The organism is Sphingomonas faeni (genome assembly GCF_023195535.1).
Classification (GTDB): Bacteria; Pseudomonadota; Alphaproteobacteria; order Sphingomonadales; family Sphingomonadaceae; genus Sphingomonas; species Sphingomonas faeni_B.
The window spans coordinates 177,855-200,249 of record NZ_JALPNF010000005.1 but is presented as its reverse complement, the minus strand read 5'-3'; the positions used below and the strand labels follow the sequence as shown (position 1 = coordinate 200,249).

The window sequence follows — 22,395 nt, the reverse complement described above, 5'->3', positions numbered from 1 at the left end:
AGCATGGCGAAAAGCTTTAGCGAAATTAATCTGTCTGCCGAATTTAGTTCGACCAACCCTAGTTCGACCAACCGGGCAGCGTCGCACGGCCCGCCTCGACGGCGATCGCCTGGACCGGCGTGCGCGTCGCGTCGACCTTGACCATGAAGCGGCCGCCGGGGGCTGCGTCGCCCATCGCGACGCCCTCGCGGCTGATCGAGAAGCCCTCGGTGCCGGCCTCGATCACGATCGGATCGCCGCGCTTGATGACCGGTGCGGCCTTGGCGACGGGAACGAACGACGCGGCGATCGCGGCGGGGGCGTTCGCCGGCCGGATGACCGGCACGAAGATCCGCCACGCAGGGCCGGCGCAGGAGACGACGACCGCATCATGCTGCTCCGTGCGCCACGACAGCGACACCGTCGGACAGGTCGCGAGGCGCAGTCGCGCGTCGACCGGCGTGCGCGCGCCACCCTCGGCGCCGGTCGGGCGGCCGGTAAAGGCGGCGACCGAGCGATCGAGCGCGGCGGTATCCTGGAAGCTGGCGGCGACGAGCAGGAGCGGGAGGATCATGGGGTTGTCCTAAGCGGTTCGCCGACAAAGGCGACGGAGACGATGGCGGCGCGGCGGCCGGGTTTGGTGGCGGTGACGATCGCGACCCGCGCCGGTGCGACCGCGGCGAGCGCGGCGGCGACGGTACGCGCACGGTCGGCGGCGAGGATCGCGGCGCTACCGGTCACGCGGTCGATATCGGCGGGCGTGCCGTCGGTCGAGCCGGTGACGGTGAGCATCACGCGGGGATCCCGCGCGGCCTCGCGCGCCCAGGCGACCAGCGCGCCGGGCGTGGTCGGCAGGATCGCCGAGCCGGGCGCGAAATCGAGGATACCGGCGGCGGCGACGGGCATCGGCGCGGGCTCCGCATCGTTCGCGCCGAAGCCTTGGCGGATGCCCTTGGCGAGGTCCTTTCCGCCGATATGGTGGGTCGCCTGCAGCAGCACGAGGAAGCCGACCAGCAACAGCGCGAGGTCGGCGAGCGTGATCAGCCAGAGCGGTTTGCCGGTCGGCGCGTCGGGGTATTCGCTGGCGTTCATGCGACGGTGGCCAGACTTGGGGCAGGATGGGGTGCGACATATCCGCGCGGCGTCTCGCGTTCGGCGAGCGCCACGAGCGGCGCTTCGATCCGGGCGCGTTCGAACGCTTCGTTGCGGCCTTGTGCGCGCAGGCGGTTGGCGATCGGCATGAAGAGCAGGTTGGCGAATAGTGCGCCGTACAGCGTGGCGAGCAGTGCCACCGCCATCGCGCCGCCGATCGCGCCGGGATCGCTCATCGTCGCGAACATCTGCGCGAGGCCGATCAGCGTGCCGACCATGCCCATCGCGGGGGCGACCTCTGCCGCGCCGGCCCAGACGTCGGCGGCGGCGACGTGGCGCTCTATGCGGGCGCGCCGGCGATGCTGGACGAGCGTCGCGACGTCGGTGGCCGAGGCGCCGTCGACGATCGCGGCGATGCCCGCGGCGACGTCCCTGTCGGTGATGACCGAGCGATCGAGGGCCATCACGCCGTGACGCTTGGCGATGCGCGCGAGCGCGGTGATCTGCTGGAGCAACGGATCGGCATCGAACCGGCCGCGGGCGAGCGTCGTCACCGCAACGAGCGCGCGACCGAGATCGCGGAAGGGGGTGCGGAGGACGACCGCCAGCACCGTGCCGCCACCGACGATGGCGAGTGCTGCAGGATCGAGGAGTTGGGCGAGCGTGATCATGTGCGTGGGGCGATGCAAGGGGTGTGCCGGATTGTGGCGGCGCCCTTTACCGTGCCGGATATGAGCGCGTCCGAAACGGCACCACCCCGGCGAAGGCCGGGGTGGCGGAGAAAGCCAGCGACAGCCCTCGCTTCCTTGTTCTGCCGCGAAGGCGGGAGCCCAGGCTGGGTCCCCGCCTTCGCGGGGAAACATAGTGGGAGTGCGAGACAGAAGTTCGGTTTGCCGCCCTTGACGATTTAACCGGCAACGTACTTGCCGCTCACCCCTGCAACACCGGCAACCGCTTGCCGTTCGCCCTGCCGCCCCCTTGCCGCCACCCGGCAAAACGCCATCCGCCACCCTAACCGCCAAAACTGGCACGGCCATTGCTTATGTCCGGTTGCGCAATTGGTGCGCCAGGAGACGGGCTTGTGTCAGGCGACACGCTTTTCGGAGTTCATGGGGCGGCACTCGAGGTGCGCTCGCAGCGCATGGGTGTGCTGGCGTCGAACATCGCCAACGCGTCGACGCCCGGTTTCAAGGCGCGCGACATCGATTTCCAGGCGGCGCTCGCCGCGGTCGAGCACGATGGCGGCACCGATGCGGCAACCAAATACCGCATTCCGACGCAGACCTCGATGGACGGCAACACCGTCGAGCTGAGCCAGGAGCAGACCGCGTTCGCCGAGAACGCCGTCCAGTATCAGACGACGCTGTCGTTCCTGAACGGGCGGATCGGCCAGATCACCCGCGCGCTGAAGGGGGAATAAGATGTCCAACCAGCCCATGACGATCTTTCAGGTCGCCGGCCGCGCGATGTCCGCGCAGCTCGTCCGGATGAACACGACCGCGTCGAACCTCGCCAATGCCGGCGGCACCGCCGGGTCCGCGGAGGCCGCGTACAAGACGATGAAGCCGGTCTTTCGCACCAGCTTCGATGCGGCCAGCGGCATGTCGACGGTCGACGTCGAGCGCGTCGTCACCGCCGGCGAAGCGCCGACCAAGCGCTACGATCCCGACAATCCGATGGCCGACAAGGATGGCAACATCTTCGAGGCGGCGGTCGATGAAACCCGCGAGATGGTCGACATGATGGAGACCGCCCGCAGCTACCAGAACAACATCGAAGTGATGAACACGGCCAAGTCGCTCATCATCGATACCCTCAAGCTAGGTCGCTGATCATGGCATCCTCCTTCGATACCACGCTGTCCAACATCGGCATCACGCGCTCTTCGACCGCGGCCGCGCCGAAGACCACGACGGCCGCCGAGTCGGGCACGCTCAACCAGAACGACTTCCTGAAGCTGATGACCGCGCAGATGCAGAACCAGGATCCGTTCAACCCGGTCGACAACACCCAGATGGTCGCCCAGATGGCGCAGTTCTCTTCGCTCGCCGGCATCTCCGAGATGAACACGACGATGAAGGCGATCTCCGACAAGCTCGGCGCGACCAGCGCCAGCGATGCGATGGGGTATGTCGGCAAGACCGTCCTGACCGAGGGCAGCACCGCGTACGGGCGTACCGGTGGCGGGATCGCGGGTTCGGTCGAACTGGCGGGTGCCGCGACCGGCGTCAACGTCACGATCAGCGATATGAACGGCGTCGCGCTGAAGACCATGCCGCTCGGCGCGCAGGCCAAGGGCACCGTCGGCTACGACTGGGACGGCAAGGATTCGACCGGTGCGGACGCCGGCAGCGGCCCGTTCACGGTCAGCATCAACGCCCAGAACAACGGCACCGCGGTGGCCGCGACGGGGCTGGTCTGGGCACCCGTCCAGTCGGTCTCGACCACCACCGGTACCACCATCCTCATCCTTCCCGGGATCGGCGAAGTGCCGGTCAGCGCAGTCCGCCAGATCGGCTGATCGCACCCTCGATTTCAAGGAGTTAAACGCATGTCCTTCTACACTTCGCTTTCCGGCCTCCAGGCATCGCAGACCGAGATGTCGACGATCTCGCACAATCTGGCGAACGTCTCGACCAACGGCTTCAAGAAGAGCCGCACCGATTTCGCCGACGTGATCGCCTCCAGCGTGTCGGTCGCGCCGTCGCAGCAGGTCGGCTCGGGCGTGATGGTCAAGGGTAACCGCCAGCAGTTCGCGCAAGGCAATCTGATCCAGTCGGCGAACGCGCTCGATCTCGCCGTATCGGGCGACGGCTTCTTCGTGGTGAAGCCCGAGACCGGCTCGTCGCAGGTCAGCTTCACGCGCAACGGCGGCTTTCTGGTCGATGCGGACCGCTTCGTCGTCGATTCGAACGGCAGCCACCTCCAGGTCTATCCGGTCGACGGATCGGGCAGCGTCGTCGCCACCGGGCTCCAGTCGGCGATCAGCCTGCAGCTGCCCGAGACGAGCGGCACGGCGGCACCGACCAAGGCGGTCACGCTGGGCGTCAACCTCAACGCCAGCTCGAAAGTGCCGACCACGGCCACGTTCGATCGCTTCGATCCGTCGAGCTACAACCAGTCGGCGCAGACCACCGTCTACGACGCGTCGGGCAACGCGATGACGCTGACCAATTATTTCAAGCGCACCTCGGTATCGACCGACGCGACCACGCCGAGCACGTGGGAAGTCCACAGCTTCGTCGGCGACCAGGAACTGTTGAGCGGCGGCGTCGCGGGGGCGACGATGACGTTCGACGGAACCGGCAAGCTGACCGACCCGACCGCACCGATCGCGTATGACGAGTTCACCACGGCCGGTTCGGCGACCCCGCAGCAGATCTCCTTCAGCTTCGGCGGCGACGCGACCACGCAGAAGGCGAGCGCGTTTGCGGTGAACTCGCGGACGCAGGACGGCAAGGCGGTCGGCCAGATCCAGGGCGTGACGATCGACGAGAAGGGCATCGTCAAGGCGAGCTTCTCGAACGGCGACACGCAGGCGCTCGGCCAGGTGATGCTCGCCAACTTCTCCAATCCCGAGGGCCTGCGCCAGCTCGGCAACAGCTATTGGTCGTCGACCGGCGTGTCGGGCGAGGCGAAGCTCGGCGAGGCGGGCTCGAACGGGTTCGGCAACCTGATGTCGGGCACGATCGAGCGGTCGAACGTCGACATCACCGAGGAACTGGTCAGCCTGATCGCGGCACAGCGCAATTTCCAGGCGAATTCGAAGGCCCTGGATACCGCCAGCCAGATCTCGCAGACCATCTTCAACATCCGCAGCTGATCGATAGCGGGGCGGGGGGAACCTGAATGGACAAGCTGGTCTACACCGCGGCGACGGGCCTGCGCGCGCACATGGCGGCGCAGGCGGCGATCGCCAACAATATGGCGAACGCGTCGACGACCGGTTTTCGCGCCGACCGCGTGGTGTTCGACCGGCTCGACCTGAAGGGCGACGGCACTACGATCGAGGCGCGCGCGCCGACCTCGGAAGAGGTCACCGACGCCGATCGTGCGCCGGGTGCGATCCAGCTGACCGGGCGTCCGCTCGACGTCGCGATCACCGGCACCACCGCGTGGCTGGCGGTGCAGGCGTCGGACGGTTCGGAAGCCTATACCCGCCGTGGCGATCTGGAGGTTGCGCCGTCGGGCGTGCTCCAGACCGGCGACGGGCACCCGGTGATCGGCTCGGGGGGGCCGATCACCCTGCCGCCCTACCAGTCGCTGTCGATCTCCGCCGACGGGACGATCTCGATCATCCCGCAGGGCGGCGACGCGCAGAACCCGCAGGTGATCGACAAGCTCAAGCTCGCCGACACCAAGGGGTCGGACACCGTCAAGGGTCTCGACAACCTGCTGCGCGTGAAGGGCGGGGGGACGCTGCCCGAGGATCTCGATGCGAAGGTGCAGGGCGGCGCGATCGAGGGATCGAACGTCAACATGACGCAGGCGCTGGTCGACATGATCGAGAACCAGCGCAGTTACGAAGTCCAGGCCAACATGTTGAAGTCCGCCAAGGACATGGATGAAAGCGGTGCATCGCTGATGCGCCTGCCGAGCTAGAAGGAACCGACGAATGTCATCCGCAGCCATGCATATCGCGCGTACCGGGCTCGACGCCCAGGATACCCGCATGCGCGTCATCTCGAACAACCTTGCCAACGTGAACACGACGGGCTTCAAGAAGGACCGTGCGGCGTTCGAGGCGCTCGCCTATCAGGTCGTCACGACGCCCGGTACGCAGAGCACCGCGGAGACCAAATACGCGACCGGGCTCAACCTCGGCACCGGCGTCCGGCTCCAGGGCACGGCGCGGATCGACACGCAGGGCGCGATGCAGACGACCGGCAACAGCCTCGATCTCGCGCTCGACGGCGACGGCTATTTCCAGGTGCAGATGCCCGGCGGCACGCTCGGCTATACCCGCGCCGGCAATTTCTCGCGCTCGGCGGAAGGCCTGCTGGTCACCAGCGAGGGCTATCAGCTGCAACCCGGCATCACCGTGCCCGAGGGCACGACCGCGATCACGATCGGTTCGGACGGTACCGTGTCGGCGACCGTGCCCGGCCAGACCGAGGCGACGCAGATCGGCCAGATCCAGGTCGCCAGCTTCCCGAACGGTGCAGGGCTCCAGGCGACCGGCGACAACTACCTCGTCGAGACCGCGGCCAGCGGCGCGGCCAATGTCGGCATCGCCGGGCAGGACGGCCGCGGCAACATCAAGCAGGGCATGCTCGAAGCGTCGAACGTCAACGTCGTCGAGGAACTCGTCGACATGATCGAGACGCAGCGCGCGTACGAGGTCAATTCGAAGATGATCTCGGCGACCGACGACATGCTCAAATACGTCAACCAGAACATCTGATCGCGGAGCGCAGCATGATCCGCTTATCCTTCATTTCGCTTATCGCCATCGCGGCGATCGCCGGCCCGACGTCGGCGGATGCCAGCATCTTCGGCAAGAAGGTGCCGCCCGAGGATTTCTCGGTCGCGCGGCCGTTGCCGGTCCAGCCGGTCCCGGTCGTCGCCACAGGCTCGATCTTCCAGGCGCAGGATGGCTACGCCGCGCTGTACGAAGGCTGGCGCGCGCGGAAGGTCGGCGATCCGCTGACGATCGTGCTGGTCGAGCGGACCGCCGCGTCGAAGTCGTCGGGGTCGAAGCTCGACAGCAACGGCGGGGCGAGCATCACGCCGCCGACCACCGGCGCGCTCAACCTGTTCAGCAAGAGCGATGCCTCGATCAGCGGCGGGCGCAATTTCAACGGCACGGGGGCCGCCGACCAGGCGAACTCGCTTTCGGGCGAGGTCAGCGTGACCGTCGCCGCAGTTTATCCCAACGGCACGATGCTGGTGCAGGGCCAGAAGCGTGTCACGCTCAACCGCGGCGACGAGTTCCTGAAGATCAAGGGTCTGGTCCGCACCGCTGATGTCGACGCCAACAACCGCGTGCTGTCGACCCGCGTGGCCGACGCGCAGATCTCGTACACCGGCAAGGGCGACGTCGCCCGCGCCGGCCGCCAGGGGTGGCTCGGCCGCTTCTTCTCCGTCGTCAGCCCGTTTTGATGCGCAATCACCAGCCGTTCGTCCTGAGTAGAGACCGAGTAGCGCCGAAGGCGCGTATCGAGGGCTCGTATCGAAGGACAGGTTGGCGCGCGGAACCCATGCTTCGATACGGTGAGCTGGTGAACATGCCCCCGGCATGTTCAGGATCTTCCGGGGGAAGATCCGACCAGCTCATCTCGATACGCCGCTGCGCGCCTACTCGGTCGCTACTCAGCACGAACGGTAAAGGACTAAAGACCGTGTTTCGTTTATTCGCAGGTCTCCTCGCCACTCTCCTCGCATCGCTCTTGATCGCCGCGCCGGCCTCGGCCGACCGGATCAAGGATCTTGGCGGGTTCCAGGGTATCCGGTCGAACCAGCTGACCGGCTACGGCATCGTCGTGGGTCTCCCCGGCACGGGCGACGACAATCTCGAATACACCGTGCAGTCGCTCAAAGCCGTCGCGTCGCGCTTCGGCCTGCAACTGCCGCCGTCCGCGAACCCGGGCATGAAGAACGCCGCCGTCGTGATGATCACCGCCGAACTGCCGCCGTTCGCCAAGCCCGGCCAGCGGCTCGACATCACCGTCGCGTCGATGGGCAAGGCCAAGTCGCTGCGCGGCGGCAGCCTGATCATGACGCCGCTGCTCGGCGCGGATAACCAGATCTACGCGATGGCGCAGGGCAACCTCGCGGTCGGCGGCCTGGGCGCAGAAGGTGCGGACGGGTCGAAGATCGTCGTCAACGTACCCTCGACCGGTCGCATCCCCGAAGGCGCCACCGTCGAACGCGCGGTCGCGACCGGGTTCGACAGCGCACCGACGCTCACCTTCAACCTCGCCCGCGCCGATTTCACCACCGCGCAGAATGTCGCCGGCGCGATCAACTCGAAGCTCGGCTTCGGCAGCGCGCAGGCGATCGACGCGGTCTCGGTAGCGGTGCGCGCGCCGTTCGGTGCCGATATCCGCGCCACGCTGATGTCGACGATCGAGAATCTCGACGTCGTCTCCGCCGAGCCGTCCGCCAAGGTGATCGTCAACGCGCGCACCGGCACCGTCGTCATCAATTCCGCGGTCCGGGTCGGCCCTGCGGCGATCACGCACGGCAAGATGACGGTGCGGATCGACGAGAAGCCGCAGGTCAGCCAGCCGGCCCCGTTCAGCGGCGGCCAGACCGTCGTCACCCCGAACAGCGCCGTCGCGGTCGAGGAGGAGCGTCGCCCGATGTTCCTGCTGAACCCCGGCCCCCGGCTTGCCGACATCGTCAAGGCGGTCAACGCGATCGGCGCATCGCCGGCCGACCTTGTCGCGATCCTCGAGGCGCTGAAGGAAGCCGGCGCGCTCAAGGCCGAGTTGATCGTCCTGTGAGCCCGCTCAACGCACCCGCCACGTTGACGACCACGCCGACGGCCACGCCGACGACTGGGCCAACCACCGGCATCTCGACCGACACGAGCCGCCTCAAGTCGAAGGACAATCTCGACAAGGCGGGCCAGCAGTTCGAGGCGGTCTTCACCGGCATGATGCTCAAGAGCATGCGTCAGGCGAAGTTGAGCGATCCGCTGTTCGATTCGAAGGCGATCGATACCTTCACCGATATGCAGGACGGTCTGGTCGCGAAGTCGATGGCCGAGCACACGCCGCTCGGCATCGGCAAGGCGATGACCGATTTCCTGGCAAAGTCTCAATCCGATCTTAACGAACCCACGGCAGGTTCGCCGCCATGAGCGATCTCCTCTCGATCGGCGCCTCGGGCGTTCGCGCCTACCAGACCGCGCTGTCGACGGTGTCGGAGAACATCGCGAACACAGGGACGGTCGGCTACACCCGGCGGACGACGACGCTCGCCGAGGTCTCGTCGGTCAATGGCGGGATCAACGCGCGCAACTCGGCGACCGGCAGTGGCGTGGTCGTGGTCGGCGTCGGCCGCAGCGCCGATGCGTATCGATCGCAGGCGGTCCGCTCCGCGGGCACCGACCTCGGCAAGACCGAAACGAGCGTCGCGTGGATGAGCCGGATCGAAGCCTCGCTCGGCGACAACAAGCTCGGCGACCGGCTCACCAGTTTTTTCGGTTCCGCGCAGACCTTGTCCGCCGACCCCACCTCGGTACCGGCACGCGCGGTGATGCTCGAAGCGGCGAAGACTGCGGCGGAGGCCTTTGCCGCGACCGGCAAGGCGCTGGATACCGCCGCGACCGAACTCGATTCGTCCGCAACGCAGGCGGTCCAGTCGCTCAATGCGCTCGGCACCGCGCTCGCCAAGGTCAATGACGGGCTCGCGCGCACGCAGCCGGGTTCGTCGAGCGCGGCACAGCTCGCCGATCAGCGCGACCAGCTGCTCGACCAGATGAGCACGCTGACCGATGTCAGCACGGCATTCGACGATCTCGGGCGCGCGACGGTGCGGCTCGGCAGCGCGACCGGCACGGTATTCGTGGCGGGTAACGAAAGCGGGCAGGCGTCGTTCGCCCGCAACGACGAAGGCGCGGTGCAGTTCGCGGTGACGCGCGGCGGCGTCACGTCCGACCTGTCGCCGACGGGCGGTGCGCTTGCCGGGATGGCCGACGGCGCGCAGCGGATCGCCGCGGCGCGCGAATCGCTCAACGGCATCGCCAGCGACTTCACCGCCCAGGTCAACGCGGTTCAGGCGCAGGGACGCGACCTCGACGGCAATCCGGGTGCCGCGTTGTTCGCGACCGGCACCAGCCCGACCGACATCTCCGTTTCGCTGACCGATCCGCGCGGGATCGCCGCCGCCGGCGCTACCGGCGGTATGCGCGATGCCTCCAATCTGTCGGCATTGCAGGCGGTCCGCACCAGCGGCGGCTTCGAGACGCGGACCACCATGCTCGTCGCCGGCAACGCCGCCGCGCTCGAACAGCGCAAGACGGTCGCCGATGCGCAAGGCGCGATCCGCGATGGCGCGGTCGCGTCGCTTGCGTCCGCCTCGGGTGTCGACCTCGATAGCGAAGCGGTCGACCTGCTGCGCTTCCAGCAGGCCTATCAGGCGTCGAGCCGCGTGATCCAGACCGCGCGCGACACGTTCCAGACCATCCTCGATCTACGGTAAAGCCCATGCAGATCGCCACCAGCCTCTTCTACGATCGTGCCGCGAGCACGATGACGTCACTCACCGGCAGGGCGGATGCGTTGCAGACCCAGATCGCGACGACCAAGCGCTTTTCCGCGCCGTCGCAGGACAGCGTCGCCTATCAGCGGCTCGCAACGCTCGCGCGCGATACCGCCGACGACAAGGCGTATGTGGCCAATCTCGGCACCGCCACGTCGGTGCTGAAGCAGGGCGATACGAGCCTCAGCGCGATCAGCGACCAGCTCCAGACCGCGAACACCCTCGTGACGCAGGCGCGTAACGGCACGCTCAACGCGACAAACCGCAAAGCCATCGGCGAACAGCTCGCCGGGATCGTCGCGACTCTCACCGGCCTCGCCAATGGCAAGGACACACGCGGGCAGGCCCTGTTCGGCGGTGGCGACGGCACGACGGCGGTTGCCACCGACGGCAGCTACGCGCTTGCCTCCAAGCCGGTGTCGGGTATCCCGATCGGCGACGGCCAGAGCGTGCAGGCGAACGAGACCGCGGCACGGGTCTTCACGGTCGGTGGCACGACGCGGCCCGATGGCAGCATCGAGGGCGGTACCAACACGCTGGCGATGCTCGCCGCGATCGCGACCGCACTGCAATCGGATGATTTCACGCCGGATGCGCTCGATACGTCGCTGGCCGACATCAGCGCGGCATCGGATCAGGTGTCGACCGTCCAGGCCTCGCTCGGTGCGCGCGCGGCGCGGGTCGATCTGGAGACGTCGCGGCTGAAGGATACCGGCGTCGACCGCGAAGCGACCCGCTCTGCGCTGGAAGATACCGATATTCCGACCGCGGTGGTCGAGCTGCAGAAGACGATGACGATCCTGTCGGCGACGCAGGCGAGCTTTTCGAAGCTCTCCTCGCTCTCGCTGTTCGATTATCTTCGCTGACGTTTCGACGACTGATATTTTTTAGGCAGGGCGCGGCGTCTGGTAACCGGTTGGCTACTAAATCCGGTTAATTCTCTGGCTACGTACCTGCCATTGTCGGCCCAGGGGGAATTTCCAGCACCATGTTTCCGGTCATCGGCATCGTCGTCCTCCTCGTCATGGTGTTCGGAGGATTCGCCTTTACGGGTGGCGCGCTCGGCCCCGTTCTGGAGGCGATCCCGCACGAAATGCTGATCATCGGCGGCGCCGCCGCCGGCGCGCTGATCATCGGCAATTCGGGCAAGGAACTCAAAGCGCTCGGCGCTGGCCTCGGCAAGGTCTTCAAGGGGCCCAAATACAAGAAGCAGGACTATCTCGACGTCATCTTCCTGGTCAGCAAGTTGATGAAGATGCTCCGGATGGACGGGCCGATCGCGCTCGAGCCGCATGTCGAGGACCCGCAATCCTCGGCGATCTTCGCGGAATATCCAAAGCTCCTTAAAGACCACGCCCTCATCGACCTGATCGCCGATACGCTGCGCTTGGTGGTGGTGTCGTCGGGGACGCTCGACGTGCACGCGGTGGAGGAGGTGATGGACCAGTCGATCAAGACGCATCACCACGAGGAGGAAAGCGCGCATGGGACGCTGACCAGCCTCGCTGATGCCTTGCCGGCGCTGGGCATCGTCGCGGCGGTGCTGGGCGTGGTCAAGACAATGGGTTCGATCGACAAGCCGCCGTCGATCCTCGGCTCGATGATCGGTTCGGCGCTGGTCGGCACGTTCATGGGCGTGCTGCTCGCGTACGGCATGGTCGCGCCGCTCGCCAACCGGTTGCGGCAGGTGCTCGACGCCGATGCGGCGATCTACGGCGTGGTCAAGCAGATCATCATCGCCTCGCTGCACGGTCATCCGCAGCCGCTGGTGATCGAGGCTGCCCGCTCGGGCATCGCGCACAAGAACCAGCCAGGCTTCGCCGAAGTCTTCGACGGTCTTCGCGGCAAGTAGGGGGCGGCAGACAGCATGGCCCGCGCGCCCCACGGCAACATCCAGCCACCGAAGATCATCGTAAAGAAGATCTATATCGAGGGGCATGGCGGCCATCACGGCGGCGCCTGGAAGGTCGCCTATGCCGATTTCGTGACCGCGATGATGGCGTTCTTCCTGTTGTTGTGGATCCTCGGTGCGACCACCGAAAAGCAACGCAAGGGCATCGCCGATTATTTCGCCCCCACGTTGATCGACACGCGCTCGCTGGGGATCGGCGGCGGCGCGCTGTTCGGGGGCGAATCGATCCTCGACAAGAACAAGATCGGTCCGAAGGCGGGCCAGACGAGCATGGCGCAGATCGCGATTCCCGATGCGGGCAAGGGCGGTCCGTCGATCGGGACCGGCGAGCAGGGATCGATCAAGAACCGCCAGGCGCTCGCCAGCGAGGATCGCAAGAATTTCGAGGCGATGCGCAAGCGCGTGCTGAGCCAGATCCAGGGATCGGCCAAGCTCTCGCGGCTGGCCAGTCATGTGCGGTTCGTGCGGACCCAGGACGGCATGCGGATCGACCTGGTCGACGACGCCGATTATTCGATGTTCGCGCTGGGAACGACCGCGCTCGATCCGCAGGCCAGCGAGCTGATCGGCATGATCGCGGGCTCGATTTCGGGCATGCAGAACCCGATCATGATCCGTGGGCATACCGACAGCGTGCCGTATGGCGATCCGCGGGCGATGAACAACTGGATGCTGGCATCGGGCCGTGCCGAGGCGACGCGTCGCCGACTATTGTCGGGCGGCACGCCGGAAGCGCGGTTCGAACGGATCGAAGGGGTGGCCGACCGCGAGCCGCTGATCGTCAAGGACCCGCACGATCCGCGCAACCGTCGCGTCGCGATCACGCTGCTGTATCGCCGCGGTTCGTTCGGCAAGTAACCCGTTCCCCCGGGAAAACTGCAGCATGCATGAAGAAGGGACCGACGCTCGGCGGCGCCGGTCCCTTTTCGCTGGTGCCACACATCATTGCTGATGCGCGCCGGGCTTATTCGGCGGCGGTAGTGTCCGTCTTGCGCTTACGCGTGGTTGCGGCGGGTGCAGGCGCTGCATCGGCTTTGCGCGCGCCGGGCTTGCGACCCAGGCCGATCTTCTTCGCCATCGCGCGACGGCTTTCCGAATAATTCTCGGCCACCATCGGATAGTCGGGCTTGAGGCTATAGCGTTCGCGATATTCGGCGGGCGTCATGCCGTGCGTGGCCAAATGGCGGCGCAAGGTCTTGTATGACTTGCCGTCGATCATCGAAATGATGTGATCCTTCGACGCCAGCGACTTTCGGACGGACACGGCCGGCGTGTATTCAGCGACTGCTTCGACCGACGGCGATTCGGTGGTAGCACCCAGCAGTGCCGCGACGGTGTCATGCATCTTGCCGAGAAAGGCAGGAACGTCATCGGCAGAGCTACGCGTATTAGGATTGCCAAGCCAAGCAATGGTCAGCTCAGTCGCAAGTTCGACGGCGCTCAGGTCGGTGGTATCTTCGGCCATGTTCAACTCCATTGACTGACGTCGCCGTAACAACGTGCGGGACTGGGTTCAACCGCTTGCGGAACAATTACACCGCAATTTTTGTAAAAACGTGCATGAGGAGATACGGTTTACATCACAAAGTCCCCTGCAATTGCTTTAGATTAAATCGCTTGCCCGGAAACGATTGCCTGGAAACGATGGCTTTGACGGAGATCGCCGTCCTGTTCGCCAGCGCCCTCTATGCGACGGCTTCGGCAGGCCGTATCCGACGTACACATTAGTCAGAAAAAAAGAGGGTTTCATGATCGCATCTCGGACCAAGGCCATTCTTGCACGTCTCCTTGCGGGCTCGGTCGTGATGAGTGTCGGCTTTGCAGCGCCCGCTATGGCGCAGACCACCAACAATGCGCCCGGTGCAGCGGCGGCGCGGACCGAGGCGCCCAAGGCACGGCTGTGGATGAATACCGCGCTGAACGCCGACGCACGGGTCGAGCTCATCCTCAAGGAGATGACGCTCGACGAGAAGCTGCAGCTGACTTTCGGCTATTTCGCGACCAATGCCGATTGGTTGAAGACGCCGGTCAAGAACTGGGTCTATCCGAAGGACGGCCTTCCCGCGTCCGCCGGGATCGTGCCCGGTATCCCGCGGCTCGGCATCCCGAACCAGTGGCAGACCGATGCCGGTGTCGGCGTCGCCAGCCAGCGCGGGCCGACGCCGCGCCTGCGCACCTCGCTGCCGTCGGGCATCGCGACCGCGGCGACCTGGAACCCGGAACTGGCGCAGGCCGGTGGCGCGATGATCGGCAGGGAGGCGTTCCTGTCGGGCTTCAACGTGCAACTCGCCGGCGGCATGAATCTCACGCGCGAGCCGCGCAACGGGCGCAACTTCGAATATGGCGGCGAGGATCCGTTGCTGGCGGGCGTGATCACCGGGCACGAGATCAAGGGCATCCAGTCGCAGCACGTCGTCTCGACGATGAAGCACTACGCCTTCAACGGGCAGGAGACGAACCGCTTCACGATGGACCACAGGATCGGCGAACAGGCCGCGCGACAGTCCGACCTGCTCGCGTTCGAGATCGCCAACGAGGTCGGCCAGCCGGGCTCGGTGATGTGCTCCTACAACCGAGTGAACGGCCATTATGCGTGCGAGAACGACTGGCTCTTGAACAAGGTGCTTAAGCGCGACTGGGGCTTCAAGGGCTATGTCATGTCCGACTGGGGGGCGGTGCACTCGACCAGCGAGGCGGCCAATGCCGGGCTCGACCAGCAGTCCGGCTGGGCGTTCGATCGCTCGGCGTACTTTGCGGATGCCCTGCGCGAGGCGGTCAACAACGGCCATGTCAGCGAAGCGCGCGCGACCGATATGGCGCGCCGCGTGCTCTGGGGAATGGTCTCGGTGGGCGCGTTCGACACGGTCGTGGCGGGCGACCAGGCGACCAGGATCGACTATTCCGCCCACGCCGCGGTGACGCGCGCGGACGCGGAAGAGGGCATCGTCCTGCTCAAGAACAGCGCCGGCCTCCTACCCCTCGCCAAGTCGGCCAAGTCGATCCTGTTGATCGGCGCACATGCCGATGTCGGCGTGCTGTCGGGCGGTGGTTCGAGCCAGGTCTATTCGCACAACGCGCCGACCAACGGCCTGATCGTGCCCGACGAATTCCCTAGCGGTTTTCCCGGTCCCAAGACCTATCACGCGTCGTCGCCGATGAAGGCGTTGCAGGCGCGAACCGGCGCGACCGTGACGTATCTCGACGGCAAGGACGTCAAGGCCGCAGCCGCAGCGGCACGCAAGGCGGATGTCGTCGTGGTGTTCGGCGAGCAGTGGACCGGCGAGTCGTTCGATGTTCCCGACCTGAACCTCCCCGACAATCAGAACGCGCTGATCGACGCGGTCGCGCGTGCGAACACGAAGACGGTGGTCGTGCTCGAAACCGGCGGTCCGGTGGTGATGCCGTGGCTCGGCAAGGTCGGCGCGGTGCTGGAGGCGTGGTATCCGGGCACGGCGGGCGGCGAGGCGATCGCGCGCGTGTTGACCGGCGAGGTCAACCCGTCGGGGCATCTGCCCGCGACCTTCCCCGCCTCGCTCGCGCAGACCCCGCGGCCCAAGCTGGAGGGCGATCCGAAGCTCGACCGCGACGCGCATCCGATGGGCAATTACGACATCGAGGGTGCGGCGGTCGGCTATAAATGGTTCGACAAGACCGGCGCCAAGCCGCTGTTCCCGTTCGGCTACGGCCTGTCCTACACCAACTTCGCGATAACCGGCCTGACCGCGGCGACGGCGGGCAAGGGCATCAAGGCCGACTTCACCGTCCAGAACACCGGGTCGGTGCAAGGCAAGGCAGTCGCGCAGGTTTACGTATCTGGCGCAGGCTGGGAAGCGCCCAAGCGGCTCGGCGCCTTCCGCAAGGTCGATCTCGCCCCCGGCAAGAGCCAGACCGTATCGGTCACGATCGATCCGCGCCTGCTCGCGACGTTCGACGTCGCCAGCGGCGGGTGGAAGATCGCTGGCGGCGACTACAAGGTCATGCTCGCAACGTCCGCTGCGGACATCGTCCAGACCGCAACGGTCCGTGTGGCCGCGCAGACGCTCGACGCCAAGGGACGCTAAACGGGTCCGGGGTTTTGTGCGGCTAAGCGCGAACCCCAGGACGAAATACGTGTCTCCCCGCGAAGGCGGGGATCCAGACTGGGCTCCCGCCTTCGCGGGAGAACAAGGATATGGTGGCGTACGATTGTAGGCCCCAAACTGAAACTCGAGACGTCCTGAATCTCGCGTTCCGTCCGGATCAGCGCAGCCGGCGCGGGTCTACGACGACGTATTTGATGTGCTTGCGATCATAGGTGTAGGTAATCCGGACCAGCCCGTCGCGAGTCTGGATCACCGCGGGATAGGCATAGCCGTCGGGCAGCGGCTTGCTTTCCAGCGTCAGCACCTGATGCCAGCGCACACCATCGTCCGACAGTGCGAGATTGAGCGGCCAGCGCGGTCCGTCGCCGGGGCGGTCGGGCCAATGACCGCTATGATTGTACACGATCAGCTGTCGCCCATCGCGCAGCGTCACCGCATCGGTCCCGGCATTGGGGTTGGGAAGGTCGATCGCAGCCAGTGGCGACCAGGTCCGACCGGTATCCTTCGACCAACTCATCGCCAGCGCACCCTGACGCGTGCGGGCGATCAGTTCGAGCCGCCCGTCGGGATAGGACAGCACGCTGGGCTGGATCGCCTCGATATGCATCGGCGAGGGGATCGGCGGCTCGACCGTCCAATGCGCGCCGCGATCGGTGCTGCGTTCCATGCGGAGCGACCAGCGATTGGACTCCGCGGTGCCTTCTTCGCGGCTCGATGGTGCAAGCCAACTGCCGTCGCGCAGCACGACGGGCTTGTTCTTGATCGGGCCGAGGACGCCATCGGACAGGCGCTCCGGCTTGCTCCAGCTACGGCCGTCGTCGGTCGAGCGGATCATCATCCCCCACCAGTCGCGCGGGTTCGGCCCGACCTTGTAGAACAGGCGCAGGTCGCCCGGGGCAGGCTGGAACAGGACGGGGTTCCATGTCGGAAGATGGCGACCATCGGCGCCGATGCCCGCCGCCACCGGTTCGGGCGCACTCCATCCGCTGTCCCCGCCGCTGATGCTACGCGACGTCCAGATGCGGACGTCGGCATTGCCTTCGCCCGATCCGGCGAACCAGGCCGCCATCAAGGTGCCGTCGGCGAGCTGCACGATCGTCGACGCGTGCGCCTGCGGATAGGGGGCGTGCGCGTCGATCAGTTCGGCCTTGAGGATGGCATCCGAGGCGGATGGCTGCGGGGCATTGCCGGGAGCACCAGCCCCCGACAGCATCGCGGCCAGCCCGATGATTGCCACTTTCATGAGCATTTACGCGCGCCCGCGAATGGCCGCGATCCGCTCGTCGACGCGGCGTTCCAGGATCGTCAGCGGCATCGCGCCCTCCTTCAGGATGTCGTGGAACTGCTTCAGGTCGAACCGGTCGCCCAGTGCCGCCTTCGCCTTCAGCCGCGCGCGCGTCCATGCCATGTGGCCGACCTTGTAGCTGCACGCCTGGCCGGCCTGCGTGCAATAGCGCTCGACCTCGCGCAGCGTCCTTGGCCGCGCAAAGCCAGTCGTCGCTACCATGTAGTCGGTCGCCTTCTCGCGGCTCCACTGCTTCGCGTGAATGCCGGTATCGACCACCAGTCGCGTCGCGCGGAACAGGAACGATTGGAGATACCCGGCACGCTCCAGCGGCGACGCATACGCGCCGAGTTCGTCCGCCAGCTGCTCGGCATACAGCGCCCAGCCTTCCGAATAGGCCGAGAAGAAGCCGATCTTCCTGAGGGTCGGGATATCCCTCGATTCCTGCGCGAGGCTGATCTGGAGGTGATGCCCCGGTACGCCCTCGTGATAGGTGAGCGAGGGCAGCGTGTATTTCGGCCAGTCGCCGACGTCCTTCAGATTGACGAAGTAGATCGCCGGGCGGCTGCCGTCGAGCGAAGCGCGGTTGTAATAGCCGTTCGAGGCGCCGTCCTGAATCTCCACCGGCACCGCACGGATTTCGAGCGGCTGCGTCGGCACCTCCGAGAACGCCTGGGGCAGCTTGGCATACATCGCTTTCACGCTGTCGTTGAGCCCCGCGATCAGCTCGGTGCGACCCGCCGCGGTGTTCGCATAGAGCTGATCGGGCATGACGTTCAGCTTGGCGAGCCGCTCGCCGACCGTGCCGGTCGTGAACCCTTGCGACTTCAGAATCGTATCGAGCTGCGCGGTGATCTCGGCGACCTGCGCGAGGCCGATGCGGTGGACCTCGTCGGGGCTCATCGTCGTCGTCGTCGCCTGGTTCAGCGCCATCGCGTAGATCGCGTCGCCGTTCGGCACGCGCCAGATCCCGTCGCCCGGCTTGGTGGTCGGCTTCAACCGCTCGATCAGCGCGATCTGGCGGTCGAGCGCGGGATAGACCTTCTCGTCGACGATCTTTGAAGCACGCGCCTGCCAGTCGCCGCCGATGCCCTTCGCCGCAGCGCGCTTAACGAGCGACTGGACGATGCTCGATGTCGCCGCCGGCTGACCGCGCAGCTTCCGCATTTGGCCCAGCGTCAGGTCGAGCGACCAAGCGGGGGCGAGCAGGCCACGCGCGGCTTCCACCTGCTGCATCGCGCTTTCCTGGTCGAGCACCGTGCCGAACTGGTCGAGCCGCGACAGATACGCCTCCGCGTCGGGCATCGCGTTGATCGTGTGTGCGGTGTTGAGGAAATCGGGCACCTGGAAATAGGCGCCGCCCTGCTGGAAGATCCGGTAGGGGCGGATCGGGCTGTCCATGCCGAATTTCTCGGGCGCGGCGATCTGCGTGTTCAGCGAATAGCGCACCACTTCGAGGTTCAGCTTGGCCGCCGGCGACAGGCCCGCGCCGTCATAGCGCGCAAGGCTCGCGATCGACGCCTTGGTCTCGGCAACGTCGCGTGCGCGCTTTTCGGGCGTCCGCGGCGAGAGCTGGCTCTTGAGGCCGGCGAGCGGTCCCTTGTCGAGGCCGAGCGAGGTCGCAAGCTCGGGCGACCGCGCGACGCTCTTCTGGAAGATCCGCTCGAACTCCGCATTGAGCGCGGTGTCGCCGGTCGACTGCGCGAACACGCTGGACGGCAACACGGTGGTGGCGAGCGCGGCGACACTCCCCGATGCGAGGAACTGGCGACGATCCATGACGAACTCTCCCTTTAACTGGCGCGTATCTTCGCGGATCGGGACGCGAACCGCCAGAGCCGAACCGACACCTAATCGACACAGACCGAAGCGAGACCACCGAAGCCAGCGGAACTACGACTGCGATCATAGGTTAGACAGGAGAACCCAGCGGTGTCTCCATCCCCCCAGGGACCCGCCGGGTATCGTATGCGTAGGTGAGGTTGAAGTGCGAAACGAGACAACCAGGCGTGGAGCCGACGCACGATTGCACGCCATCGGCGAGACTCTCCGTTCGTCCTGGCAGACGCCGACCGATACGATGATCACCGACGATATTCCGGTGTTGCTGACGCGTTTGTCGCAGGTCCAAAGCCGCAAAAAGCGCTAGGAGCTTCGGTCCGGGCGCCCCGCAACGCGCCCGAACCCTGAAGCGTAAACCGTCAGTTCGCCGGGACGGCCTTCATGGCCTCGATCAATTTCTTGACCTCCTGGCTGCGACCACGCGGCATGATCAGCACGTCGTTGCCGCTCGCAACCACGATCAGATCCTCGACACCCACAAGCGAAATCCGGATGCCGTCGCTGCGGACGAAGCATTGTTTCGTGTCGATCGCCAGAACCGCGCCGTCGCCCTGGCTGCGATGGGCATTGCCCTTTTCGTCGACGTCGCTGATCGCGTGCAACGCGTCCCAGCTGCCGACGTCGTTCCAGCCCATCGCGACCGGCACGACCGCGACCCGGTCCGCCTTCTCCATCACGGCGTAATCGATCGAATCGTCCGGCGAGGCGGCAAAAGCAGCCGCGTCGGGATAGATCCGCGTGCCCTCGGTCCGCGCCTTGTCCATCGCTTCGCGCGTCGCGATCAGGATGCCGGGATTGAACTGCGCCAGCGCCTCCAGATACGCATCCGCCTGGAAGAGGAAGATCCCGCCGTTCCAGGCGTGATCGCCGCTGGCGAGCATCGACTGCGCCTTGTCGAGCGGCGGCTTCTCGACGAACCGCGCGACGCGGTTGACGCCGGGCTGAAGTTCGTCGCCGATCTGGATCCAGCCATAGCCGATCTCGGGCGCGTCGGGTGCGATCCCGAAGGTGACGAGCCAGCCCTGCGTGACGAGCGGCATCGCCGCCTCGATGGCCGCATGGAACGCCGCGATATCGCCAATGACGTGATCCGAGGGCATCACCAGCAACGCGTCGCCGCCACCACCCGCGGCGATTGCCGCGAGCGCGATCGCCGGCGCGGTGTTGCGACCGGCCGGCTCGAGGATCAGCGCCTGCGGCGTCGCCCCGGCATCGGCCAATTGCTGCTCGACCAGATCGGCGTGGCGCGCATTGGCGACGACGATCGGCGCGGCATAACGCTCGCCCCGGGCACGGCCTGCCGTCAACTGTAACATCGTCTCGTTCGCCGTCAGCGCCAGCATCTGCTTGGGCATTTCGGGGCGGGACATCGGCCATAGGCGCGTGCCGGAACCACCAGAAAGTATCACGGGAACGATCGTACGTACGGTCATGGAGCCTCCTGCCCGATGCGCTATAGTGACGGGCCAAGGTTCGCAATCGCCGAGTGGCCCAAGCGGTTGCACGGTCTTCAGCCTTTTTTGGGGAATTGCTGCCAATCTGTGGGTGGCGTCGGTGCTTTTGCGGATGAGCGTCGGGAACGGTGGACGATGATACGGCTCTTCAAGCACTACGTGCCCCATGTGGTCCTGATGCTCGGCCTGGTCGATCTGGTCCTGCTTATCATGTCTGCGGAGATCGGCTGGGTCGTCCGCGCAAACCAGATCGGCATGCAGGTCGAGCCGATGCACACGCGTATCGCCCAATTGCTGACCTTCGCGATCGCCCTGCAAGTGTCGCTGGTCGCGGTCGGCGCGTATGGCGTCGCGTCGTTCCTGTCGTTGCGCTTCGCCGCCGCGCGGCTCGCGGTCGCATTGTCGCTCGGCGTGATGTTCCTCTCGTTGATCTTCTTTCTGGTGCCGCCGCTCGCCCTGTGGCGGTCCAACCTGTTATACTCGACCGTCATCGCAACCGTGTTGCTGGTCACCGTTCGCGCGCTGCTCGGCAAGACGCTGGGCGGCGAAACGTTCAAGCGGCGGATCGTCGTGCTGGGCGCGGGCGTGCGTGCTGCACGGATCCAGAGCCTGTCCGCACAGCCCGGCATCAATTTCGTCGTCGCCAGATTCGTCCTGATGGGCGAAGCCGAGCCGGCCGTTCAGGGCGCGCTGCCGCGGGGCGAAATTCCCAACCTCGCGACCTATATCGTCGACCAGAACGCCAGCGAGGTCGTGCTCGCGCTCGACGAGCGCCGCAATGCGTTGCCGATGAAGGATCTGCTTCGCGTCCGTACCACGGGCGTGCAGGTGAGTGAGATATCGAGCTTTCTCGAACGCGAAACCGGCCGCATCGATCTCAAGAGCGTCAATCCGTCCTGGCTGATTTTTTCCGACGGGTTCGCATCGAGCCGGATGCTGTCGAGCGTCTTCAAGCGCGCGTTCGACATCATCGCCAGCGGGCTGCTGCTGACGGTAACCCTGCCGATCATCCTGGTCACCGCGATCGCGATCAAGCTCGAGTCCAAGGGCCCCGCCTTCTACCGCCAGCGTCGGGTCGGTCTCTACGGCGAAGGGTTCGATATCCTGAAACTGCGCTCGATGCGGCAGGACGCCGAAGTGTTGGGCAAGGCGGTGTGGGCCGCCGAGGACGATCCGCGGATCACCCGTATCGGCCGGTTCATCCGCAAAGTCCGGATCGACGAACTGCCGCAGACCTGGACCGTGCTGAAGGGGGAGATGAGCTTTGTCGGCCCACGCCCCGAACGGCCGCAATTCGTCGAACAGCTCGACGAGCAGCTGCCATTCTACGCCGAGCGCCACATGGTCAAACCGGGCATCACCGGCTGGGCGCAGATCAACTACCCTTACGGCGCGTCGATCGAGGATGCCCGGCACAAGCTCGAATACGACCTCTATTATGCAAAGAACTATTCGCCGTTTCTGGACATGCTGATCCTGTTGCAGACCCTCCGCGTCGTGCTCTGGCCGGCGGGGGCACGATGAGCGTAGCGGTGCTCC

The 22,395-nt window shown here is 66.0% G+C and carries 22 protein-coding genes; 15 read left to right on the top strand and 7 right to left on the bottom strand.

The features are described 5' to 3' along the window. Positions 1–58: 58 nt before the first annotated feature. From SPHN_RS11965 to SPHN_RS11955, 3 genes are read right to left on the bottom strand one after another with little or no spacing between them, the layout of a single operon-like run. A complete protein-coding gene (locus tag SPHN_RS11965; protein WP_248523586.1) occupies positions 59–553 on the bottom strand; it encodes a flagella basal body P-ring formation protein FlgA in 495 nt (164 codons plus the stop codon). Then, entirely contained in the window at positions 550–1,071 is a 522-nt protein-coding gene (locus SPHN_RS11960) for a hypothetical protein (RefSeq protein WP_248523584.1), read from the bottom strand. The genes SPHN_RS11965 and SPHN_RS11960 overlap by 4 nt, the downstream gene beginning before the upstream one ends. Continuing rightward, on the bottom strand, positions 1,068–1,742 hold the full coding sequence (locus tag SPHN_RS11955; protein WP_248523582.1) for a motility protein A: 675 nt from the start codon (positions 1,740–1,742) through the stop codon (positions 1,068–1,070). The genes SPHN_RS11960 and SPHN_RS11955 overlap by 4 nt, the downstream gene beginning before the upstream one ends. Positions 1,743–2,152: 410 nt before the next feature. Between SPHN_RS11955 and SPHN_RS11950 the strand changes: the two genes are divergently transcribed. The 13 genes from SPHN_RS11950 (at position 2,153) to SPHN_RS11890 (ending at position 13,051) form a co-directional block, all read left to right on the top strand. Beyond that, positions 2,153–2,491, top strand: coding sequence for a flagellar basal body rod protein FlgB (locus SPHN_RS11950; RefSeq protein WP_332797311.1), 339 nt, complete (start codon positions 2,153–2,155; stop codon positions 2,489–2,491). 1 nt (position 2,492) lies between these two features. Beyond that, positions 2,493–2,903, top strand: coding sequence for a flagellar basal body rod protein FlgC (gene flgC / locus SPHN_RS11945; protein ID WP_056485088.1), 411 nt, complete (start codon positions 2,493–2,495; stop codon positions 2,901–2,903). Between the two features lie 2 nt (positions 2,904–2,905). Further along, positions 2,906–3,592, top strand: a complete 687-nt coding sequence (locus tag SPHN_RS11940; RefSeq protein ID WP_248523578.1) for a flagellar hook assembly protein FlgD — start codon at positions 2,906–2,908, stop codon at positions 3,590–3,592. Between the two features lie 30 nt (positions 3,593–3,622). Beyond that, positions 3,623–4,894: a flagellar hook protein FlgE gene (locus SPHN_RS11935; protein WP_248523576.1), complete on the top strand. Its 1,272-nt coding sequence runs from the start codon at positions 3,623–3,625 to the stop codon at positions 4,892–4,894. Between the two features lie 26 nt (positions 4,895–4,920). Beyond that, a complete protein-coding gene (gene flgF / locus SPHN_RS11930; RefSeq protein ID WP_248523574.1) occupies positions 4,921–5,673 on the top strand; it encodes a flagellar basal-body rod protein FlgF in 753 nt (250 codons plus the stop codon). A 13-nt stretch (positions 5,674–5,686) separates the two neighbouring features. Next, positions 5,687–6,475, top strand: a complete 789-nt coding sequence (flgG, locus tag SPHN_RS11925; protein ID WP_187504693.1) for a flagellar basal-body rod protein FlgG — start codon at positions 5,687–5,689, stop codon at positions 6,473–6,475. A 14-nt stretch (positions 6,476–6,489) separates the two neighbouring features. After that, positions 6,490–7,173, top strand: coding sequence for a flagellar basal body L-ring protein FlgH (locus SPHN_RS11920; RefSeq protein ID WP_248523572.1), 684 nt, complete (start codon positions 6,490–6,492; stop codon positions 7,171–7,173). 239 nt (positions 7,174–7,412) lie between these two features. Next, positions 7,413–8,519 carry a flagellar basal body P-ring protein FlgI gene (locus SPHN_RS11915; protein ID WP_432715084.1) on the top strand — a complete coding sequence of 369 codons (1,107 nt, stop codon included), beginning with the start codon at positions 7,413–7,415 and terminating at the stop codon, positions 8,517–8,519. Beyond that, positions 8,516–8,878: a rod-binding protein gene (locus SPHN_RS11910; protein ID WP_432715083.1), complete on the top strand. Its 363-nt coding sequence runs from the start codon at positions 8,516–8,518 to the stop codon at positions 8,876–8,878. Before SPHN_RS11915 ends, SPHN_RS11910 begins: the two co-directional genes overlap by 4 nt. Further along, the gene (flgK, locus tag SPHN_RS11905; protein WP_248523570.1) at positions 8,875–10,221 is read left to right on the top strand and encodes a flagellar hook-associated protein FlgK; all 1,347 of its coding nucleotides are present in this window, start codon (positions 8,875–8,877) and stop codon (positions 10,219–10,221) included. The genes SPHN_RS11910 and flgK overlap by 4 nt, the downstream gene beginning before the upstream one ends. A gap of 5 nt (positions 10,222–10,226) precedes the next feature. Beyond that, positions 10,227–11,147 (top strand): flagellin, encoded by a 921-nt coding sequence (locus SPHN_RS11900; protein WP_248523568.1) that lies wholly within the window; start codon positions 10,227–10,229, stop codon positions 11,145–11,147. Between the two features lie 122 nt (positions 11,148–11,269). Then, on the top strand, positions 11,270–12,133 hold the full coding sequence (motA, locus tag SPHN_RS11895; RefSeq protein WP_187504688.1) for a flagellar motor stator protein MotA: 864 nt from the start codon (positions 11,270–11,272) through the stop codon (positions 12,131–12,133). Between the two features lie 15 nt (positions 12,134–12,148). Then, on the top strand, positions 12,149–13,051 hold the full coding sequence (locus SPHN_RS11890) for a flagellar motor protein MotB (RefSeq protein WP_248523566.1): 903 nt from the start codon (positions 12,149–12,151) through the stop codon (positions 13,049–13,051). Between the two features lie 106 nt (positions 13,052–13,157). On the opposite strand, the gene SPHN_RS11885 is transcribed toward SPHN_RS11890, so the two are convergent. Further along, the gene (locus SPHN_RS11885) at positions 13,158–13,658 is read right to left on the bottom strand and encodes a MucR family transcriptional regulator (protein ID WP_248523564.1); all 501 of its coding nucleotides are present in this window, start codon (positions 13,656–13,658) and stop codon (positions 13,158–13,160) included. 283 nt (positions 13,659–13,941) lie between these two features. Here SPHN_RS11885 and SPHN_RS11880 point away from each other — a divergent pair, with 283 nt between their 5' ends. Beyond that, on the top strand, positions 13,942–16,254 hold the full coding sequence (locus tag SPHN_RS11880; protein WP_248523562.1) for a glycoside hydrolase family 3 C-terminal domain-containing protein: 2,313 nt from the start codon (positions 13,942–13,944) through the stop codon (positions 16,252–16,254). A 178-nt stretch (positions 16,255–16,432) separates the two neighbouring features. Here the strand turns inward: SPHN_RS11880 and SPHN_RS11875 are convergent, their stop codons facing one another. From SPHN_RS11875 to SPHN_RS11865, 3 genes are all read right to left on the bottom strand, one after another. Beyond that, complete coding sequence (locus SPHN_RS11875) at positions 16,433–17,518, bottom strand: sialidase family protein (protein ID WP_248523560.1); 1,086 nt, start codon at positions 17,516–17,518, stop codon at positions 16,433–16,435. 6 nt (positions 17,519–17,524) lie between these two features. Then, positions 17,525–19,339 (bottom strand): DUF885 domain-containing protein, encoded by a 1,815-nt coding sequence (locus tag SPHN_RS11870; RefSeq protein ID WP_248523558.1) that lies wholly within the window; start codon positions 19,337–19,339, stop codon positions 17,525–17,527. 422 nt (positions 19,340–19,761) lie between these two features. Then, complete coding sequence (locus tag SPHN_RS11865; RefSeq protein ID WP_282580546.1) at positions 19,762–20,835, bottom strand: mannose-1-phosphate guanylyltransferase/mannose-6-phosphate isomerase; 1,074 nt, start codon at positions 20,833–20,835, stop codon at positions 19,762–19,764. Between the two features lie 156 nt (positions 20,836–20,991). On the opposite strand from SPHN_RS11865, the gene SPHN_RS11860 reads away from it, so the two are divergent. Continuing rightward, complete coding sequence (locus SPHN_RS11860) at positions 20,992–22,380, top strand: TIGR03013 family XrtA/PEP-CTERM system glycosyltransferase (protein ID WP_248523556.1); 1,389 nt, start codon at positions 20,992–20,994, stop codon at positions 22,378–22,380. Positions 22,381–22,395: the final 15 nt, after the last annotated feature.

Bases quoted from the DNA above. Each gene is read 5' to 3' on its own strand.
- SPHN_RS11865 (WP_282580546.1), bottom strand. From the start codon at position 20,835: ATGACCGTACGTACGATCGTTCCCGTGATACTTTCTGGTGGTTCCGGC.
- SPHN_RS11890 (WP_248523566.1), top strand. From the start codon at position 12,149: ATGGCCCGCGCGCCCCACGGCAACATCCAGCCACCGAAGATCATCGTA.
- SPHN_RS11875 (WP_248523560.1), bottom strand. From the start codon at position 17,518: ATGAAAGTGGCAATCATCGGGCTGGCCGCGATGCTGTCGGGGGCTGGT.
- SPHN_RS11870 (WP_248523558.1), bottom strand. From the start codon at position 19,339: ATGGATCGTCGCCAGTTCCTCGCATCGGGGAGTGTCGCCGCGCTCGCC.
- SPHN_RS11935 (WP_248523576.1), top strand. From the start codon at position 3,623: ATGTCCTTCTACACTTCGCTTTCCGGCCTCCAGGCATCGCAGACCGAG.
- SPHN_RS11885 (WP_248523564.1), bottom strand. From the start codon at position 13,658: ATGGCCGAAGATACCACCGACCTGAGCGCCGTCGAACTTGCGACTGAG.
- SPHN_RS11940 (WP_248523578.1), top strand. From the start codon at position 2,906: ATGGCATCCTCCTTCGATACCACGCTGTCCAACATCGGCATCACGCGC.
- SPHN_RS11900 (WP_248523568.1), top strand. From the start codon at position 10,227: ATGCAGATCGCCACCAGCCTCTTCTACGATCGTGCCGCGAGCACGATG.
- SPHN_RS11965 (WP_248523586.1), bottom strand. From the start codon at position 553: ATGATCCTCCCGCTCCTGCTCGTCGCCGCCAGCTTCCAGGATACCGCC.
- flgK (WP_248523570.1), top strand. From the start codon at position 8,875: ATGAGCGATCTCCTCTCGATCGGCGCCTCGGGCGTTCGCGCCTACCAG.
- SPHN_RS11955 (WP_248523582.1), bottom strand. From the start codon at position 1,742: ATGATCACGCTCGCCCAACTCCTCGATCCTGCAGCACTCGCCATCGTC.
- flgF (WP_248523574.1), top strand. From the start codon at position 4,921: ATGGACAAGCTGGTCTACACCGCGGCGACGGGCCTGCGCGCGCACATG.
- SPHN_RS11960 (WP_248523584.1), bottom strand. From the start codon at position 1,071: ATGAACGCCAGCGAATACCCCGACGCGCCGACCGGCAAACCGCTCTGG.
- flgC (WP_056485088.1), top strand. From the start codon at position 2,493: ATGTCCAACCAGCCCATGACGATCTTTCAGGTCGCCGGCCGCGCGATG.
- flgG (WP_187504693.1), top strand. From the start codon at position 5,687: ATGTCATCCGCAGCCATGCATATCGCGCGTACCGGGCTCGACGCCCAG.
- SPHN_RS11860 (WP_248523556.1), top strand. From the start codon at position 20,992: ATGATACGGCTCTTCAAGCACTACGTGCCCCATGTGGTCCTGATGCTC.
- SPHN_RS11880 (WP_248523562.1), top strand. From the start codon at position 13,942: ATGATCGCATCTCGGACCAAGGCCATTCTTGCACGTCTCCTTGCGGGC.
- SPHN_RS11920 (WP_248523572.1), top strand. From the start codon at position 6,490: ATGATCCGCTTATCCTTCATTTCGCTTATCGCCATCGCGGCGATCGCC.
- motA (WP_187504688.1), top strand. From the start codon at position 11,270: ATGTTTCCGGTCATCGGCATCGTCGTCCTCCTCGTCATGGTGTTCGGA.